This is a genomic window from Actinomyces sp. 565 (assembly GCF_010365615.1).
Lineage (GTDB): Bacteria > Actinomycetota > Actinomycetes > Actinomycetales > Actinomycetaceae > Actinomyces.
In genome coordinates this window covers 20,389-35,332 of record NZ_PIZD01000049.1, presented here as the reverse complement: position 1 = coordinate 35,332, position 14,944 = coordinate 20,389, and the positions used below count along the sequence as shown (strand labels likewise).

At 68.6% G+C, this 14,944-nt stretch carries 13 protein-coding genes and 2 tRNA genes; 6 read left to right on the top strand and 9 right to left on the bottom strand.

All coding sequences use genetic code 11. From position 1 onward, the window contains the following. Positions 1-50 precede the first annotated feature (50 nt). The 3 genes from tig to GZ997_RS07720 all read right to left on the bottom strand — a co-directional run bounded on the left by tig (position 51) and on the right by GZ997_RS07720 (position 3,361). Positions 51-1,481: a trigger factor gene (gene tig / locus GZ997_RS07730; RefSeq protein ID WP_162679489.1), complete on the bottom strand. Its 1,431-nt coding sequence runs from the start codon at positions 1,479-1,481 to the stop codon at positions 51-53. A 188-nt stretch (positions 1,482-1,669) separates the two neighbouring features. Continuing rightward, on the bottom strand, positions 1,670-1,969 hold the full coding sequence (locus GZ997_RS07725; protein WP_162679488.1) for an FMN-dependent dehydrogenase: 300 nt from the start codon (positions 1,967-1,969) through the stop codon (positions 1,670-1,672). Between the two features lie 45 nt (positions 1,970-2,014). Then, positions 2,015-3,361: an amino acid permease gene (locus GZ997_RS07720; RefSeq protein WP_203234113.1), complete on the bottom strand. Its 1,347-nt coding sequence runs from the start codon at positions 3,359-3,361 to the stop codon at positions 2,015-2,017. Between the two features lie 277 nt (positions 3,362-3,638). On the opposite strand from GZ997_RS07720, the gene mmuM reads away from it, so the two are divergent. Then, positions 3,639-4,592, top strand: a complete 954-nt coding sequence (gene mmuM / locus GZ997_RS07715) for a homocysteine S-methyltransferase (protein ID WP_162679486.1) — start codon at positions 3,639-3,641, stop codon at positions 4,590-4,592. Positions 4,593-4,911: 319 nt separating this feature from the next. Here the strand turns inward: mmuM and GZ997_RS07710 are convergent, their stop codons facing one another. The 4 genes from GZ997_RS07710 to rpmF form a co-directional block, all read right to left on the bottom strand. Continuing rightward, entirely contained in the window at positions 4,912-5,664 is a 753-nt protein-coding gene (locus GZ997_RS07710; RefSeq protein ID WP_162679485.1) for a hypothetical protein, read from the bottom strand. Positions 5,665-5,982: 318 nt separating this feature from the next. Further along, a tRNA-Pro gene (locus GZ997_RS07705) sits at positions 5,983-6,056 on the bottom strand. Positions 6,057-6,107: 51 nt separating this feature from the next. Continuing rightward, positions 6,108-6,178 (bottom strand) — tRNA-Gly (locus tag GZ997_RS07700). Between the two features lie 74 nt (positions 6,179-6,252). Further along, positions 6,253-6,417, bottom strand: a complete 165-nt coding sequence (gene rpmF / locus GZ997_RS07695) for a 50S ribosomal protein L32 (protein WP_092535029.1) — start codon at positions 6,415-6,417, stop codon at positions 6,253-6,255. A 199-nt stretch (positions 6,418-6,616) separates the two neighbouring features. On the opposite strand from rpmF, the gene GZ997_RS07690 reads away from it, so the two are divergent. From GZ997_RS07690 to epsC, 3 genes are all read left to right on the top strand, one after another. Continuing rightward, complete coding sequence (locus GZ997_RS07690) at positions 6,617-7,312, top strand: YigZ family protein (RefSeq protein WP_162679484.1); 696 nt, start codon at positions 6,617-6,619, stop codon at positions 7,310-7,312. Between the two features lie 459 nt (positions 7,313-7,771). Then, positions 7,772-8,701 carry a cysteine synthase A gene (cysK, locus tag GZ997_RS07685; RefSeq protein WP_161923750.1) on the top strand — a complete coding sequence of 310 codons (930 nt, stop codon included), beginning with the start codon at positions 7,772-7,774 and terminating at the stop codon, positions 8,699-8,701. Positions 8,702-9,069: 368 nt separating this feature from the next. Further along, complete coding sequence (gene epsC / locus GZ997_RS07680) at positions 9,070-9,645, top strand: serine O-acetyltransferase EpsC (protein ID WP_162679483.1); 576 nt, start codon at positions 9,070-9,072, stop codon at positions 9,643-9,645. Between the two features lie 217 nt (positions 9,646-9,862). Here epsC and GZ997_RS07675 read toward each other — a convergent pair whose 3' ends face one another. Together GZ997_RS07675 and GZ997_RS07670 are read right to left on the bottom strand one after the other, a co-directional pair. Then, positions 9,863-10,837, bottom strand: a complete 975-nt coding sequence (locus tag GZ997_RS07675; protein WP_162679482.1) for a DNA-formamidopyrimidine glycosylase family protein — start codon at positions 10,835-10,837, stop codon at positions 9,863-9,865. A gap of 72 nt (positions 10,838-10,909) precedes the next feature. Beyond that, entirely contained in the window at positions 10,910-11,374 is a 465-nt protein-coding gene (locus GZ997_RS07670; RefSeq protein ID WP_161923747.1) for a ribose-5-phosphate isomerase, read from the bottom strand. Positions 11,375-11,460: 86 nt separating this feature from the next. Between GZ997_RS07670 and GZ997_RS07665 the strand changes: the two genes are divergently transcribed. Both GZ997_RS07665 and GZ997_RS07660 read left to right on the top strand, forming a co-directional pair. Beyond that, a complete protein-coding gene (locus tag GZ997_RS07665; protein ID WP_162679481.1) occupies positions 11,461-13,587 on the top strand; it encodes a M13-type metalloendopeptidase in 2,127 nt (708 codons plus the stop codon). A 366-nt stretch (positions 13,588-13,953) separates the two neighbouring features. Then, entirely contained in the window at positions 13,954-14,925 is a 972-nt protein-coding gene (locus GZ997_RS07660) for a hypothetical protein (protein ID WP_162679480.1), read from the top strand. Positions 14,926-14,944: the final 19 nt, after the last annotated feature.

Genomic DNA, 14,944 nt, shown 5'->3' with positions numbered 1-14,944 from the left:
GTCCGCGCCTTAAGGCGCGGACCCCCCCTCTTACGCGGTATGTGCAGACGTCACTCGGCGTCGTCGGCGCTTTCCGCGGAGGAGCCGGAGTCGGCGGACTCGTCCGCATCGGCCGGGGAAACGACGACCTCGTCCGCCGCCTCATCTGCCTGGTCGGCAGCAGCCTCGGCCGCGGCGGCCGCATTGGCCTCGGCGTCGAGCTCGTCGGAGCCGATGAACTCGGTCAGGTCCACGGTCTGGCCATTGGAGTCCTTCACCGTCACCTGACGCAGCCCCATCGCCAGGGACTTGTTGCGGGCAACCTCTGAAACGAAGGCTGGAATCTGGCCGGCCTGCTGAGCGCCCTGCATGAACTGCGCCGGCTCCATGCCGTACTGCTGAGCCGTCTGCATGAGGAACTCCAGCAGCTCGTCCTGGGTGACGGACACGTCGAGCGACTCGGCCAGCACGTCCAGCAGGATCTGATCGCGCACCCCGGAGGTGACGTCGTCGCGGATCTCGTCGGCGTGCGGATCGCCCTCGGGCTTGCCCTCGGCCTGGAGATGCTGCTTGATCTCATCCTCAACCACGGACTCCGGCACTTCGAAGCTGACCGCCTCGCGCAGGCGCTCCAGCAGGGCGTCGCGGGCGGCAATCGCCTGGTCCCCGGTCTTGCGCTCGGCCGCCTGACGGCGCAGGTCCTCGCGCAGCTCGTCAACGGTGTCGAACTCGGAGGCCATCTGGGCGAACTCGTCGTCCACCTCGGGCAGCTCACGCTCCTTTACGGCGGTGGCGGTGACGGTAACGTCGGCCTCCTCACCGGCGTGCTCACCGCCGGCGAGCTTGGTGGTGAAGGTGGTGGAGCCGTCGGTCTTCAAGCCGGTCAGTGCGTCATCCAGGCCCTCAAGCATGTTGCCCTTACCGATCTCGTAGGACACGCCGGACACGGAGTCGACCTCCTCGCCGTCGATGACGGCCTTGAGGTCAATGGTGACGAAGTCTCCGGTCTTGGCGGCACGCTTGACGGACTTCAACGAGCCGAAGCGAGCCCGCAGGTTGTCCAGCTCGCTGTCCACATCAGCGTCGGTGATCTCGACGGCGTCCACCGTCACGTCCAGCTCGCCCAGCTCGGGCAGCTCGAACTCGGGGCGCACGGTGACCTCGGCGGTGAAGACCAGCTGACCTCCCTGGGGGCCGGTCACGTTGACGAGCTCGGTGACCTCAATGTCCGGCTGGCTCAGGGGCACGCGTCCGGACTCGTTGATGGCGTCCCGGTAGAAGTCGGGCAGCTTGTTGTTGACGGCCTCCTGGATGACGGAGGCGCGGCCCACACGCTGGTCAATGATGCGCGGCGGGACGTGCCCGCGACGGAACCCCGGGATCTGGACCTGTGAGCCGATCTCCTTGTAGGCGGCGTCGAGGCTCGGCCCCAGCTCCTCGTAGGGGACCTCCACGGTCAGCTTGATGCGCGCGGGGTCAAGGTTCTCGACGGTACTTTTCACGGGGTTCTACTCCGAATGCTTGGATGCGGCTGGTGGCGCGGGACCGGAAGGGTCCCTGCGGACGCCCTGGTGCGGCGTCAATTCCGGGCCATCCTAGGGCACGGCCGCGGCCAGGTGACAAATGAGCCCACCCACAGCAGGCGGGAACTGCTCACATTCACGCCGGGCGCTGGCCATGCCACCGCACCTCACGCCCCCTGGACGACAGGCACGCTACGCCCGCCTACCACCTTGGCAAGCACACCGGCCGGGACGACGGCGACCTCCCGCACCCCTGCCACCGTGCGCTCATGTACCGTGCGGGCCTCGGCGTCGTCGGCCCCGGTGAAGCGGATCGTGACGCGCGGCTGGCCGCGCACGACGTCGACCTGGAAGGCCTCCAGCGTGGTCGACCAGGTCACGGCAGCGCGGGCGGCGGACTCCACCTCCTGCGGACCGTGGCCGGGCAGCAGGTTGGTGACCGTGAGGATGGTGCGATATGAGGGCATGAGGTCAGCCTATGGCGCGGGCCGCCGCCGTCACGCGCGCCCGAGTCAGGCCTTCACCCAGCCGCGGCGCAGTGCCAGTGCGTGCCCGGCGTAGCACAGGGCCACGAAGGGCACGGTCCAGTACAGGGCCGAGCGCTGGCCGGGGTCGAAGACGATCAGGATGCAGGATGCGGCCGAGCCGATGAAGGCCGCCAGCGGCACCCACGGATAGCCGGGGGTGCGGTAGCCGAGCTCGGCGGGGCTGTGCCCGGCGTCGATCCAGCGGCGTCGGAAGACGAACTGGCAGGCAGCGATCGCCATCCACACAATCACTACCGCGAGCCCGGAAATGGACACCAGCACCAGGTAGACGGTGTCGGCGGCCACCACGGAGCTGAGCAGAGCCAGCAGTCCGCCCAACATGGACAGAGCCAGCGCCACCACGGGCACGCCCCGCATGTTGGTGCGGGCGACGATCTCCGGCACGGTCCCCTCGTTGGCCAGCGACCACAGCATGCGGGTGGAGGCGAACAAACCGGAGTTTGCGGCGGACAGGATCGCGGTGACGATCACGATGTTCATGATGTCGCCCGCGTGGGGCACGCCGATCATGTCCAGCACCGTGACGAAGGGCGAGTTGTCCACACCAGCGTCCCGCCAGGGAATGAAGGCGGCCATGACCACGATCGAGCCGATGAAGAACACGGTCAAGCGCACCAGGGTGGTGCGGATGGCGCGGGGGATGTTGCGGCCGGGGTCAGCGGTCTCCCCCGCGGCTACACCAATCAGCTCGGTGCCGGAGAAGGCGAAGTTGACCGTCAGCATGGTGGTTAGCACCGCCCCGAAGCCGTTGGGGAAGGCTCCGTCGCGCATGAAGTTGCTCAGCCCCGGAGAGGAGGAGCCATCGGACATGGGGATGACGCCGATGATCGCCAAGCCGCCGAGCACGATGAAGGCAATAATGGCGAAGACCTTCACCCCCGCCAGCCAGGACTCGGCCTCGGCGAATACCCGCACCGAGAACACGTTGGTGGCGAAGACCACCACAATGAAGATCGCCGACCACATCCACACCGGCGTGGCGGGGAACCAGTGCCGCATGATGGCGCCGGCTGCGGTGAACTCCGAGCCCAGCGCGATGGTCCAGGTCAGCCAGTACAGCACCGCCACCACGAACCCGGTGCCGGGACCGATCAGCTCCTTGGCGTACACGTGGAAGGCACCGGTCCAGGGCATGGCCACGCTCAGCTCACCCAGGCACAGCATGACCAGGTAGACCAGCAGCGCGCCGACGGCGTAGGCGATCACGGTTCCCAGCGGGCCGGCCTGGCTGATGGTGTAGCCGGAGGAGACGAAAAGGCCTGTGCCGATGACCCCGCCGAAGGAGATCATCGTCAGGTGGCGCGAGCTCATCTTGCGCTGCAGGCGGTCGTGGTTGCGTGCCGACTCAGCGTCGGTCGGCGGCGCCTCGGGCGGCGTCCAGGCCGCGGAATGCGATGGCGGGGGTAGTGGTGATGAAGGCGGCGGTGGGGATGAGGCTGCCGGTCCGGGAGGATCGGCGACGGTGTCGGGTTCGAGTGCCATGGGGGCTTCCTGAGAGAGGTCCGGGCAGGTGCGTCTGGTCTTCCCGGCTAGGGTGGGTATGCCGTCGGCGTGCGGCGGCCGCGAACAGGGTCGGGAGGGAATCGATATGAGCGACGCACTAACGAGACTACTGGCCAGGCGGGGGACGATCGTCCTTGACGGCGCGATGGCCACCGAGCTGGAGAAGCGGGGCGTGGACACCTCCGGGCCGTTGTGGTCCGCGCTGGCCATGCGCGACGCACCCGACGCGGTCCTGGACGTGCACCGCGCCTACTTCGCCGCCGGCGCCGACGTGGCCACGACCAACACCTACCAGGCGAATCTGGACGCCTACCGGCGCGCGGGCCTGAGCGAGGACGAGGCCGAGGGCATGGTGCGCCAGGCGGTGCGGCTGGCGCGCCGGGCCCGCGACGAGCACGCGGCGGCCACCGGGGGCCACGGCCTGGTAGCGGGTTCGGTGGGGCCCTACGGCGCCTATCTGGCCGACGGCAGCGAGTACACCGGCGCCTACACGCGCACGGATGAGGACTTTCGCGCCTTCCACCGCCCGCGGCTGCGGCTGCTGACTCAGGCGGGCGTGGACGTGCTGGCCCTGGAGACAATGCCGCAGGGACCGGAGATCCGCGCACTGCTGGGGCTGCTGCCCGAAGTGGCTCCGGGCGTGCCCGCGTGGCTGTCGCTGTCGGTGCGCGACGACGGCGCAGCCCTGCGCGACGGCACGCCACTGGAGGACGTGGCGGCCTGGGCGCGGGAAACCCCGCAACTACGGCTGCTGGGGGTCAACTGCACTCGCCCGGAGACTGCGACGACGGCGCTGAGCCTGCTCGGCGGCCTCAGCAGTGTGCCGCTGGTCGTCTACCCGAACTCGGGTGAGGAGTATGACGCCGAGGCCAAGACGTGGTCCACCGGCAGCGGCGGCACGGGGCACGGAGACGACCTGCTGGCCAGCAAACTGCCTGCCTGGGAGGCACTGGGAGCCCGTGCCGTCGGCGGCTGCTGCCGCACCACCCCGGCCCAGATCCGGGCGCTGGCGGCCGCGGTGGGAGAGCCGACGGCGTAGAAGCCTGAGAACGTCGGGGGAAGCGCGCTCCGAGGTCCGGGGGACGCGGCCCGAAGACCACGGCAGCCCCGGTCGGCAACGTGATCACCTGCCCCGTACCCGCGGTGCCTGGTGCGACACCTTTGCACGGCGACGATTACCACTGCCGCACCCGTGACCGGTGCCCGCGGTGCCTGTTGCGACGCTTTGCACCCTGCTACGACGCTTTGCACCCTGGTGTGCGGCAAATACCCGTACACCAGGGTGCAAAAGCTCGTACTAAGAGACGAAAGCTCGTAGCAGACAGCCGAGGCGCCTCAACGCGAGGACCATGACGCCACTACCGAGCTAGCTGCCGCCAGACGATTACGTACACCGCACACAGCGCGATGGTGCCGAGGTATCCCAGGAAGGCCAGCACGTGCGCCTTGCGCAGGTGGTGAATGTTGGACGTGGTCTGCCCCGGGGGCGGGAGTAGCCCAGCCAGGAGCGCAAACATGGCGGAGCCGGCACCAATGAAAAGTCCCACGGGAGGGACCAGGGAGCCGATTCCAGCGGGCAGGACGAGCACGCAGCCCAGCGGCAGCAGGAATGCGCTCCACCCGATGCAGGCGCGCGTATGCCCCTTGTCAAAGGCGTCGGATGACAACAGTATGCAGGCAAACATCAGCGCGACCGCTACGAGGCTGACCGGCTTCCCAATGATGAACAGCGGCTCGCCCTGTTCGTCCCGCAATGCGTCAGACGACGTTGCATAGGTCGCCACCACGATCGCTACGTAGACCACTGCAACCCCGACGTAGATCAGCGCAGCCCCGGCGCCCGCCCGGCGAAGCCGGTGCAGCCCCGTGCCGTGGCGCTTGTCGCCGCGCAGTACACCCATTGCGAGTGCATCGAAGCTACCCAGGGCACCCACCAGCGCACCGATCGGCAGCGCGGCGGGGTTGTGCCGGTTCAGCACCCCACAGGTGAAGCCGGCGATCAGCGGCACGCCGGACAGCGCCACGCCCATCGCGCGTCGTCTACCCTGCAGCAGTTCAATGCAGGCAAAGGCAGCCGCGACGCCGACAACGATCAACAGTCCCGACAACACGGTGACGACTGTATGCGATCACCCGGCAAAGCAGAGCCTGGAGAACCCGCCGCGGCGCCGGACAGCCGCCCGCGGTGCCTGGTGCGACGCTTTGCATCCTGCTGCGACGCTTTGCACCCTGGTGCGCGGCAAATACCCGTACACCAGGGTGCAAAAGCTCGTACTAGGAGACAAGAGCTCGTAGCAGACGCGACGTAGACGCGAGGACGCCCGCGAGCGAGCTCGCGGGCGTCCTCGTCGTCGGGGTATTCGGCCTGACGGCCTCTTACTCCCCCCTCTGCGAAGGTCTCATGAGCAAGCTCATGGACCTTCTTATCGTCGGGGTGGCGGGATTTGAACCCACGATCTCCTGCACCCAAAGCAGGCGCGCTACCAAGCTGCGCCACACCCCGTGTAAACGCCTGCGACCGCCACCGGAGTCCGGGGCGGCCGCGCGCTCACCGAGCGGGTGACGGGAATCGAACCCGCGCCATCTGCTTGGAAGGCAGAGGCTCTACCATTGAGCTACACCCGCATGGGACGGACCCTGGCCCGCCGCTACTGCATCGTCACCGACATAGCCGGGACGTCAGGACTTTACTGCTCTTATCAGTCCTCGAGGAGGCCGGTCCGGTAGGCCTTCGACAGCCGTCCGGGCACCGCGATCTTACGACCGCCGACACGAACCGTCTGGAGCTCAGGCAGCTTGGCCTTCCACTGCGAACGACGGTTACGGGTGTTGCTGCGGGACATCTTCCGCTTCGGCACTGCCATGCGCCCGCTCCTCTCAAACTCGTGGGGCTGCCCGCTCACGGGCAACCCGAAGAATAGTTGACCAGGGGTCACCCTAGCGGCTCGACCGGAGTCCATTCCAGCCAGCCTGCGCCGTAAGACGTGTGAGATCAGTCCCGTCCAACTGGCGGTGGCCACAGCTCCACGGCGCTCGCAGCTCCCCCGGGCTATACATAGAGCCATGACCGCCCCACCGCCCTCCCCTGCCGCTGGCGCCGCCATTGTCACGCCGGCACGCGGCGAGCAGCCGGAGATCGACCTGGAGGTCAAGCGCTCCCACTTCCTAGGGCGCGCCGCCCGCACCGACGACGAGGCGGCCGCCCGTGCCTTCATCGCCTCCGTCCGCTCCCGCTACCCCGACGCCCGCCACCACTGCAGCGCCTTCGTCGTCTGCGTGCCCGGGGCGCAGCCGATTGAACGCTCCAGCGACGACGGCGAACCCTCGGGCACGGCGGGGCAGCCGATGCTGGATGTGCTGCGCGGCACGGGCCTGAGCAACACCACGGTTGTAGTCACCCGCTACTTCGGGGGCACACTGCTGGGCACGGGCGGCCTCGCCCGGGCCTACTCGCAGGCCGCCGCACAGGCCCTGGCCGCCGTCTCCCGCACCCGCTTGGACACCCGGCACCTCTGGCACGTGCGCGTGCCAGTAGCAGAGGCCGGACGCCTGGAGGCACAACTGCGCGGGCAGGGCGGGCCGCAGGGCATTGGGGTGGAGGACACCCAGTGGCAGGCCACCCATGCAGTCCTCACCCTGTCCACCCCCACTGCCGACGCCACCGCGCTCGCAGCGCAGTTGTCCGCACTGACCGGCGGGGCCGCGGCTGCCGAGCCGGCCGGCAGCCGCGTGGTTGAAACGCCCCTTTCCGGGGCCTGAGCGCGCCTGCCGGCCCCGCACCGCGCGTGGCACGCGCTGCACGAACAAGCAGGCGCAATGAAGCGCATTTCACCATTCGATCGAGTTGACAGCCGCGCCGACCCAGGCGCTACTGTGTCGCCAGCGGATCGGGTTAGCGCTCGTCGTCGGATCGATTCCGCAAGCTTCGGCAGTACCAGCAAGAGGAGGACCCCATGACGGCCAACCACGTCATGTGCGTGATGTCCCCTCGCTGCTGCCAGTGTCGGTAGAGCGCCAGGCCATGACATTGTGCGCGCGCTGATGCGCGCATGCCCGGCGCTCGGGGCCTCCTGCCAGTGCCCCTCCACCAGTTCAACCCCCCCCGTCAGGAGCCGCTCAGCCGCCGCCCAGGCCCGGGCGGTATACGTCTGACCGTGTACGTCCGCGCCGAATCGACGCAACGGCTCCGCGCACCCCATACGACTTAAGGATTCTGCAATGACATACGCCGCCAACATCACCGAGCTCGTCGGCTCCACCCCCCTGGTCCGCATCAACCGCGTCACCGACGGCGCACCCGCCACCGTCCTGGCCAAGGTCGAGGCCTTCGAGCCCGCCGGCAGCGTCAAGGACCGTATCGCCCTCTCCATAGTCAGGGCCGCCGAGGCCTCCGGCGAGCTGAAGCCCGGCGGCACCATCATCGAGGCGACCTCCGGCAACACCGGCGTCGGCCTGGCCATGGTGGGTGCTGCCCTCGGCTACCGGGTAGTGATCACCATGCCGGAGACCATGTCCAAGGAGCGCCGCGCCATCATGCGCGCCTATGGCGCCGACCTGGTGCTGACCACTGAGGGCGGGGTCGCGGGTGCGGTCAAGCGAGCCGAGGAGATTCAGGCAGTAACCCCCAACTCCGTGCTGGCGTCCCAGTTCACCAACCCCGCCAACCCACGAATCCACCGTGAGACCACCGCCCAGGAGATCCTGGCGGCAACCGGCTCGCAGGTGGACGCCTTCGTGGCCGGCATCGGCACCGGGGGCACCCTCACCGGTGTGGGACAGATCCTGCGCGAGCAGATCCCCGGCGTGAAGATCTTCGGCGTTGAGCCCACCGAGTCCCCGCTGCTCAGCGAGGGCAAGGCCGCGCCCCACAAGATCCAGGGCATTGGCCCCAACGTCATCCCCGAGGTACTGGACCAGTCCATCTGGGACGAGCTGCTGCACATCGAGTCCGACACGGCGCTCACCTACGCCCGCCGCGCCGCCGCCGAAGAAGGCCTGCTGGTGGGAATCTCCTCCGGGGCAGCGCTGGCCGCCGCCTCGCAGATCGCGCAGCGGGAGGAATTCGCGGGCAAGACGATCGTCACCGTGCTGCCGGACACCGGCGAGCGCTACCTGTCCACCGCGCTGTACGCCGAGTACCTGAACTAATCCCTTAACTGGCACCAGCACCAGTGCCTGAGCCGGGGCGCAGGCCGGACAGCACAAGCCTGCTGTTGAAAAAGCGGCCGGAATAGCAGTCAGCTGAATAGTCGGGCATGTAGCCGCACCCGTGTCCGATTGCGTTGCTGCGCATCCCCGCGCCACCTCAGGCACCCGGCCGCAGCCATGTTCCGCAGCGGAAACGGCCACGGAATGGCGTCGGTGGTGGTATCCCGGGAACAGGGACGCCACCACCGACGTTCTCCGGTCGGATCATCGCAGGTCAGGCACCGTTCGCGGCGTCTCCGGCGCCCGCATCCCAGAAATGTCCCTGTCGGTCATCACACCTGTCACTAGGTTGTTGTTCTAGGAGCACCATGCACAAGCCCAGTCGGTCGTTCGTTGATCTCGCCAAGGAGGATCTGGCGACCGCCCGGCGCCGGGACCCGGCCGCCCGCTCAAGCCTCGAAGTCGCACTGTTGTACCCGGGTGTCCACGCCCTGTGGGCGCATCGTGCCGCTCACAGCCTGTGGCTACGGGGCCACTACTTCGCGGCGCGCGCACTGTCGCAGGCGGCTCGGGCGGCCACCGGCATCGAGATCCACCCCGCAGCCAAGATCGGTGAGCGCTTCTTCATCGACCACGGCATGGGCGTGGTGATCGGGGAGACCGCCGAGGTAGGCAATGACGTGCTCATGTTCCACGGCGTCACGCTCGGCGGCGTATCCATGAACCCCGGCAAGCGCCACCCCACCATCGGTAACAACGTGCAGATCGGGGCGGGCGCCAAGGTACTGGGACCGGTGACCGTTGAGGACGGAGCCAAGATCGGAGCCAACGCCGTGCTGGTGAAGAACCTGCCCGCCGATCACGTGGGCGTGGGGGTGCCCGCACGTGCCCGGGACCCGCGCACCGACCCCGAGCTCATGCTCGACCCGACTATCTACATCTAGCTACATCCAGCTACATCTAGATCTGCCACTCCGGGCGGCTCCCAGGGCATCCGGTCGTGTCCAGCACCCGTTTGCACCCAGCCGCGTCCAGCGGCTTCCGGAGCGACGCCGCGCAGGCGTATAACCACAAGCGGGCTCGCGTCCGGCGCCACACGACTGGGATCGGGGCTGGACGCGCGGCCGTTCCTCAGCCCCTGGCCGCCGTGAGGCTCCCCTCTCAGCGCGCCTGGCAGGACGGGCACCAGAACAGGCGCCTGCCAGCCACTTCACGCTCAGCGATTGCCGTGCCGCAGCGCAGGCAGGGTCGGCCCGTGCGGTGGTAGACGTACCAGCGCCCGGCCTCCTCATCGCCCTCCGGCAGCGGCTCAGGCACATCCTCCGCATCGACCGTGGTGATGAAACCGGTAGCCACCCCGTACTCCATTAGCGGAACCAAGTCATCCCAGACCGCCCGCAGCAGTTTGGCACTGACTCGATTTCCCGGCCTAAACGGTGACAGCCCCACCCGGAACAGCGTCTCGGCGCGGAAGATATTGCCCGCCCCCGCCAGCACAGACTGGTCCATCAGCAGTTCGCCCACGGCCCTCCGACGACGGCGCACCCCGGCAATGAACTCCTCGGAATCGGCGTCCGGGCGCAGCGGATCGGGGCCCAGGCGACGCCGCACCGCGGCAACGCCCGCGGCGTCCAGCAACTCGCAGGCGGCCGGCCCAGTCAGGTCCGCTACTCCGTGGTCCCCAGCCAGGCGCAGGCGCACGGCGCCCCGGGGCGCCGGCGGCATCCACTCACCCGGAGCCGGTGGGGCGGGATCCTGGCCACTGATGCCGGACAGAGCCGAGCCGCCACCGCGCGACAGCGCATGCTCGCCCCGCTCCCCCACCTTCCGCCGAGGGGCACCGATGGAGTGCGGCGCCGTGAAGGCGCTGTCGCCGTCGAAGGTCCATGAGCCGTACAGGCCCAGGTGGATGCGCAGCCAGGTCACATCCAGGGAATCGGTGGGAGTGCCGGCCTCAGGGGCGAATGGGAGGAACAGGTGCTTGCCATAGGCCTGCCCGTCCAGGAGGACCTGCCCGTCCAGCCGGGAGGCGCCATCGGCGAAGCGTCCTTGCGGAGAGGAGACGGTCAGCCGTTGACCGCCGTAAAGCTCCGCCAGCGCATCTGCAAGTCGGTGGACGGTGTGACCTTCGGGCATGCCGGGGACGCTACACGATAGCTGCGCCGTTCCCGCAACCCGCCCGCCAAGGCGCGCGGAGCGCGACGCGCATCAGGCCGACCGGCGGTCTCGGCGCTCCTCGTAGGCGGCCATCTGATCAATCCGATTCTGGTGGCGCTGCTCGCCGCTGAACGGCTCGGCAATGAATGCGTCCAGGATTCTGACGGCCTCGTCATTCGTGTGCATGCGGGCGCCCAGGCCGGCAATGTTGGCGTCATTGTGCTTACGGGCCAGCCGGGCGGTCTCCTCGCTCCAGACCAGTGCCGCGCGCACACCCGCCACCAGGTTGGCGGCCATCTGCTCGCCGTTGCCGGAACCGCCGAGGACCACACCCAGGCTGCCCGGCTCGGCCGCCACCGCCTCGGCACAGGCGATACAGAACTCCGGGTAGTCGTCAAGGCGGTCGTAGACGTAGCACCCGTGGTCGACGACCTCGTGCCCGGCCTGCTGCCAGTGGGAGACGAGAATGCCTTTGAGTTCGAATCCGGCGTGGTCGGTACCGATGTGAATGCGCATGGATGAATTGTGCCTCACGCGAACATATCTTGCGGCCCTGGCCGGCGCATGCGGGCGCATGTGCAGGCGCGGGCTAGCGTTGCGCCATGACCGATCCGAGCCACTCCGCCGTCAGCACCGACTCCCGTGGGGCGACCGCCCCAGCGGATGCCACAGTGCTGGCGGGCGTCTATGAGACCGCCGCCGCCAACGCCTCCGTGCGCCCCCAGGATGATCTGTTCCGCCATGTCAACGGGAACTGGCTGGCTACGACGACCATTCCCGCCGACCGCCCCGCCACCGGCTCATTCCTGGTGCTGCGTGACGCCGCCGAGGCCGCCTGCCGGGACATCCTGGAGGAGCTGGCCGCCGCCCCGCGCACAGACGTGCCCTCCACGTCCGCTGAGAAAATCGGCGTCCTATACGCCTCCTTCCTGGACGAGGAGCACATCGAGTCCCTCGGGGCCGCCCCGCTGAGCCCCGAGCTTGAGCCGGTCCTGAACGCGACGGACAAGGAGGCTCTCGCCCGCAGCCTGGGCGCGCGCCTGGCGGCGGGGTTCACCGGTGCTGCGGCCATCGGCGTCGAGGTGGACCTGAACGATCCGGACCGCTACACCACCTGGATGGAGCAGTCGGGCCTGGGGCTGCCGGACGAGTCCTACTACCGGGACGAGGACCAGGCCGAGATCCGGGAGGCCTATGTCGCCCACGTAGCGCGCATGCTGGAGCTGGCAGGTCTGCCGGAGCGCCTGGGGGCAGCCGCGGACACACTCGCCGAGCGGATCATGGCGGTGGAGACCGCGCTGGCCGAGGGGCACTGGGACCGAGTAGCCTGCCGCGACATTGAGAAGATCAACAACCCAACCACCTGGGCAGACCTGGTGGACTCCGCTCCCGACTTCCCCTGGTCAGCCTGGCGCGCGGGCGTGGACGCTGCCGCAGCGGCTGTTCAGGCGCAGCCGGGCACGCTGCTGAATGAGGTGATCGTTGAGCAGCCCGACTATCTGCCGCACCTGGCCCAGGTATGGCGGCAAACCCCCCTGGGCGACCTGCGGGCGTGGGCGGCGTGGCACGTGGTTCACGGCCGGGCGCCGCTGCTCTCACGGGGCTTCGTAGAGGAGAACTTCGACTTCTACTCCCACACTCTTCAGGGTGTGGACGAGCTGCGGGCCCGCTGGAAGCGCGGCGTGGGCCTGATTGAGGGGACGCTGGGCGAGGCGCTGGGCGAGCGGTACGTGGCACGACACTTCCCGCCCGCCCACAAGGAGCACATGGAGCACCTGGTCGGCCGACTGATCGAGGCCTACCGGCAGTCGATCTCCACCCTGGATTGGATGAGCCCGGCAACCCGCGAGCGCGCCCTGGAGAAGCTTTCCCTATTCACCCCGAAGATCGGCTACCCGCGCACGTGGCGGGACTACAGCGCCGTGGTGGTCACGCCCGGTGACGTAGTCGGCTCGGTGCGCTCGGTTGAGGCTTTCGAGCTGGCCCGGGACCTGCGCAAGCTGGGCGGTCCGGTGGACCGGGAGGAGTGGCACATGACGCCGCAGACGGTCAACGCCTACTACAACCCGACGATGAATGAGATCGTCTTCCCCGCCGCGATCCTGCAGCCCCCCTTCTTCGACCCCGAGGCCGACGACGCCGTCAACTACGCCGGTATTGGCGCAGTGATCGGCCATGAGATCGGCCACGGGTTCGACGACCAGGGCTCCACCTTCGATGGGCACGGCAAGGTGACCAACTGGTGGACCGAGGCGGACCGGGAGGCATTCGAGGCACGCACCCATGCATTGATCGCACAGTACGACGCCTACCGGCCGAGGGCGCTGGTGGAACGTGCGCAGGCGGACGGCAAGGGCGTCGATGAGGCCCCGCACGTCAACGGGGAGCTCACGATCGGTGAGAATATCGGCGACCTCGGCGGCCTGGGCATCGCCCTGAAGGCCTACGCCCTGGCCCTGGCCGACGCCGGTATCGGCTCCGTGCAGCAGGCGCCGGTCATCGACGGGCTGACCGGCCTGGAGCGCTTCTTCTACTCCTGGGCGCGCATCTGGCGGAGCAAGAGCCGGGACGACTACGCCGAGCTGCTACTGACGATCGACCCCCACTCCCCCGCGGAGTTCCGCTGCAACGGGATCGTACGCAACGTGGACGCCTTCTACGACGCCTTCGGCGTTACCGCCGGGGACGCGCTATGGCTCCCGCCTCAGGAGCGCGTGAGCATCTGGTGAGGTGCGGCCGGCGGGGGCCGACGTCCGGCGCGGCCGGAGGCCCCCGCACAAAGGGCCAGACGACATCCCGGCGATGGCCCGTAGATGACCCGGCGATGCCCACGGCCAGACGAAGTGACGGAACAGACAGTGTGTGCGAGACGGAGTGATGGGGAGTTCTACCCATCGGCCCGCGCCCAGAACCCGCCGAACCTGGGATTTTCGTCCCAGATTCGTGACTGATGTGGCTCATGTGGTCACAAACCCGTCCAGAATCACAGACAGATCACACGAGTAGGGCTTGTCTCCAAAACGAGATTCGCGAGAGAGTGGTTGCAGTCCGGCGCCGCCCCGCGCCGTGTCTCGTCTATCCCATCTGGAGGATCTATGCGTCTGGGACGCTCACTGACCATCGCCGGTGCCGCTGCTCTCGTAGTGGCCGGCACGGCCGTATCTACCCCCGCACTCGCTTACACCACTGAGGACGGCTTCACGCTGGACGCGCCTTCCAGTCGCGTCGTGGACCCGGCCTCCTCACTGACGGTCACCGGCTCCGGCTGTGGAAACGCAGAGAACCCCGGCCAGGTCAGCGTGGCCCTGACCAATGACGAGAATGGCTCCGCCTTCTCCACCCCGGTTACCGTGGACGCCCAGGCCGACGGCACCTGGACCGCCACCCTGGACCTGAGCAAGGCCATTGCCGAGCTCGGCACCGACCCCAACACCGACCCGTGGTACATCGCCGCCCAGTGCATGGACTACAGCGGCTCCCTGAGTGACACCGCCGGTGAGCAGATCATCCCTGACGGCACCTCCTTCTCGGGCGAGTACGTCATCACCGGCGAGGCCGGCGCGCAGTCCTTCGAGATCACGGCGTCCGGCCTGACCCCGGGCGAGACCGCCACCGCCGTTCTGATCAACCAGGCCGACGCCGAGTCCGCCGACGCCACCCCGGCGGCCACGATCGGCTCGGGCAGCGTCGACTCCGACGGGAACTTCACCGGGACCTTCCCGGCTCCCTCCGTCCCCGACGGCACCTACGTCCTGCGACTGACCGGTGACCGCTACGGGGAGGGCGGCGACTCCACCGCGCTGATCACCGTCTCGGGCGGCGTTTACAGCCTGACCGCCCGCAGCGACGACTCCGACGGCGATGACAATGTCATCACCCAGAACGATGACGCCAACGCCCAGCCCGTCGCCGGCGACACGGCCGCGACCGTGGCCGTCACGGCGCCGGCCAAGGCCTCCGGCCAGGAGCTGGCTAAGACCGGTGCGAATGGCCTGGCCCTGTCCATCCTCGCGGCAGGCCTGGTCACCTGCGGCGCCGTGCTGCTGCACACCCGCCGGCACGCCTGAGCGCTAGTCTGCGGGTGAT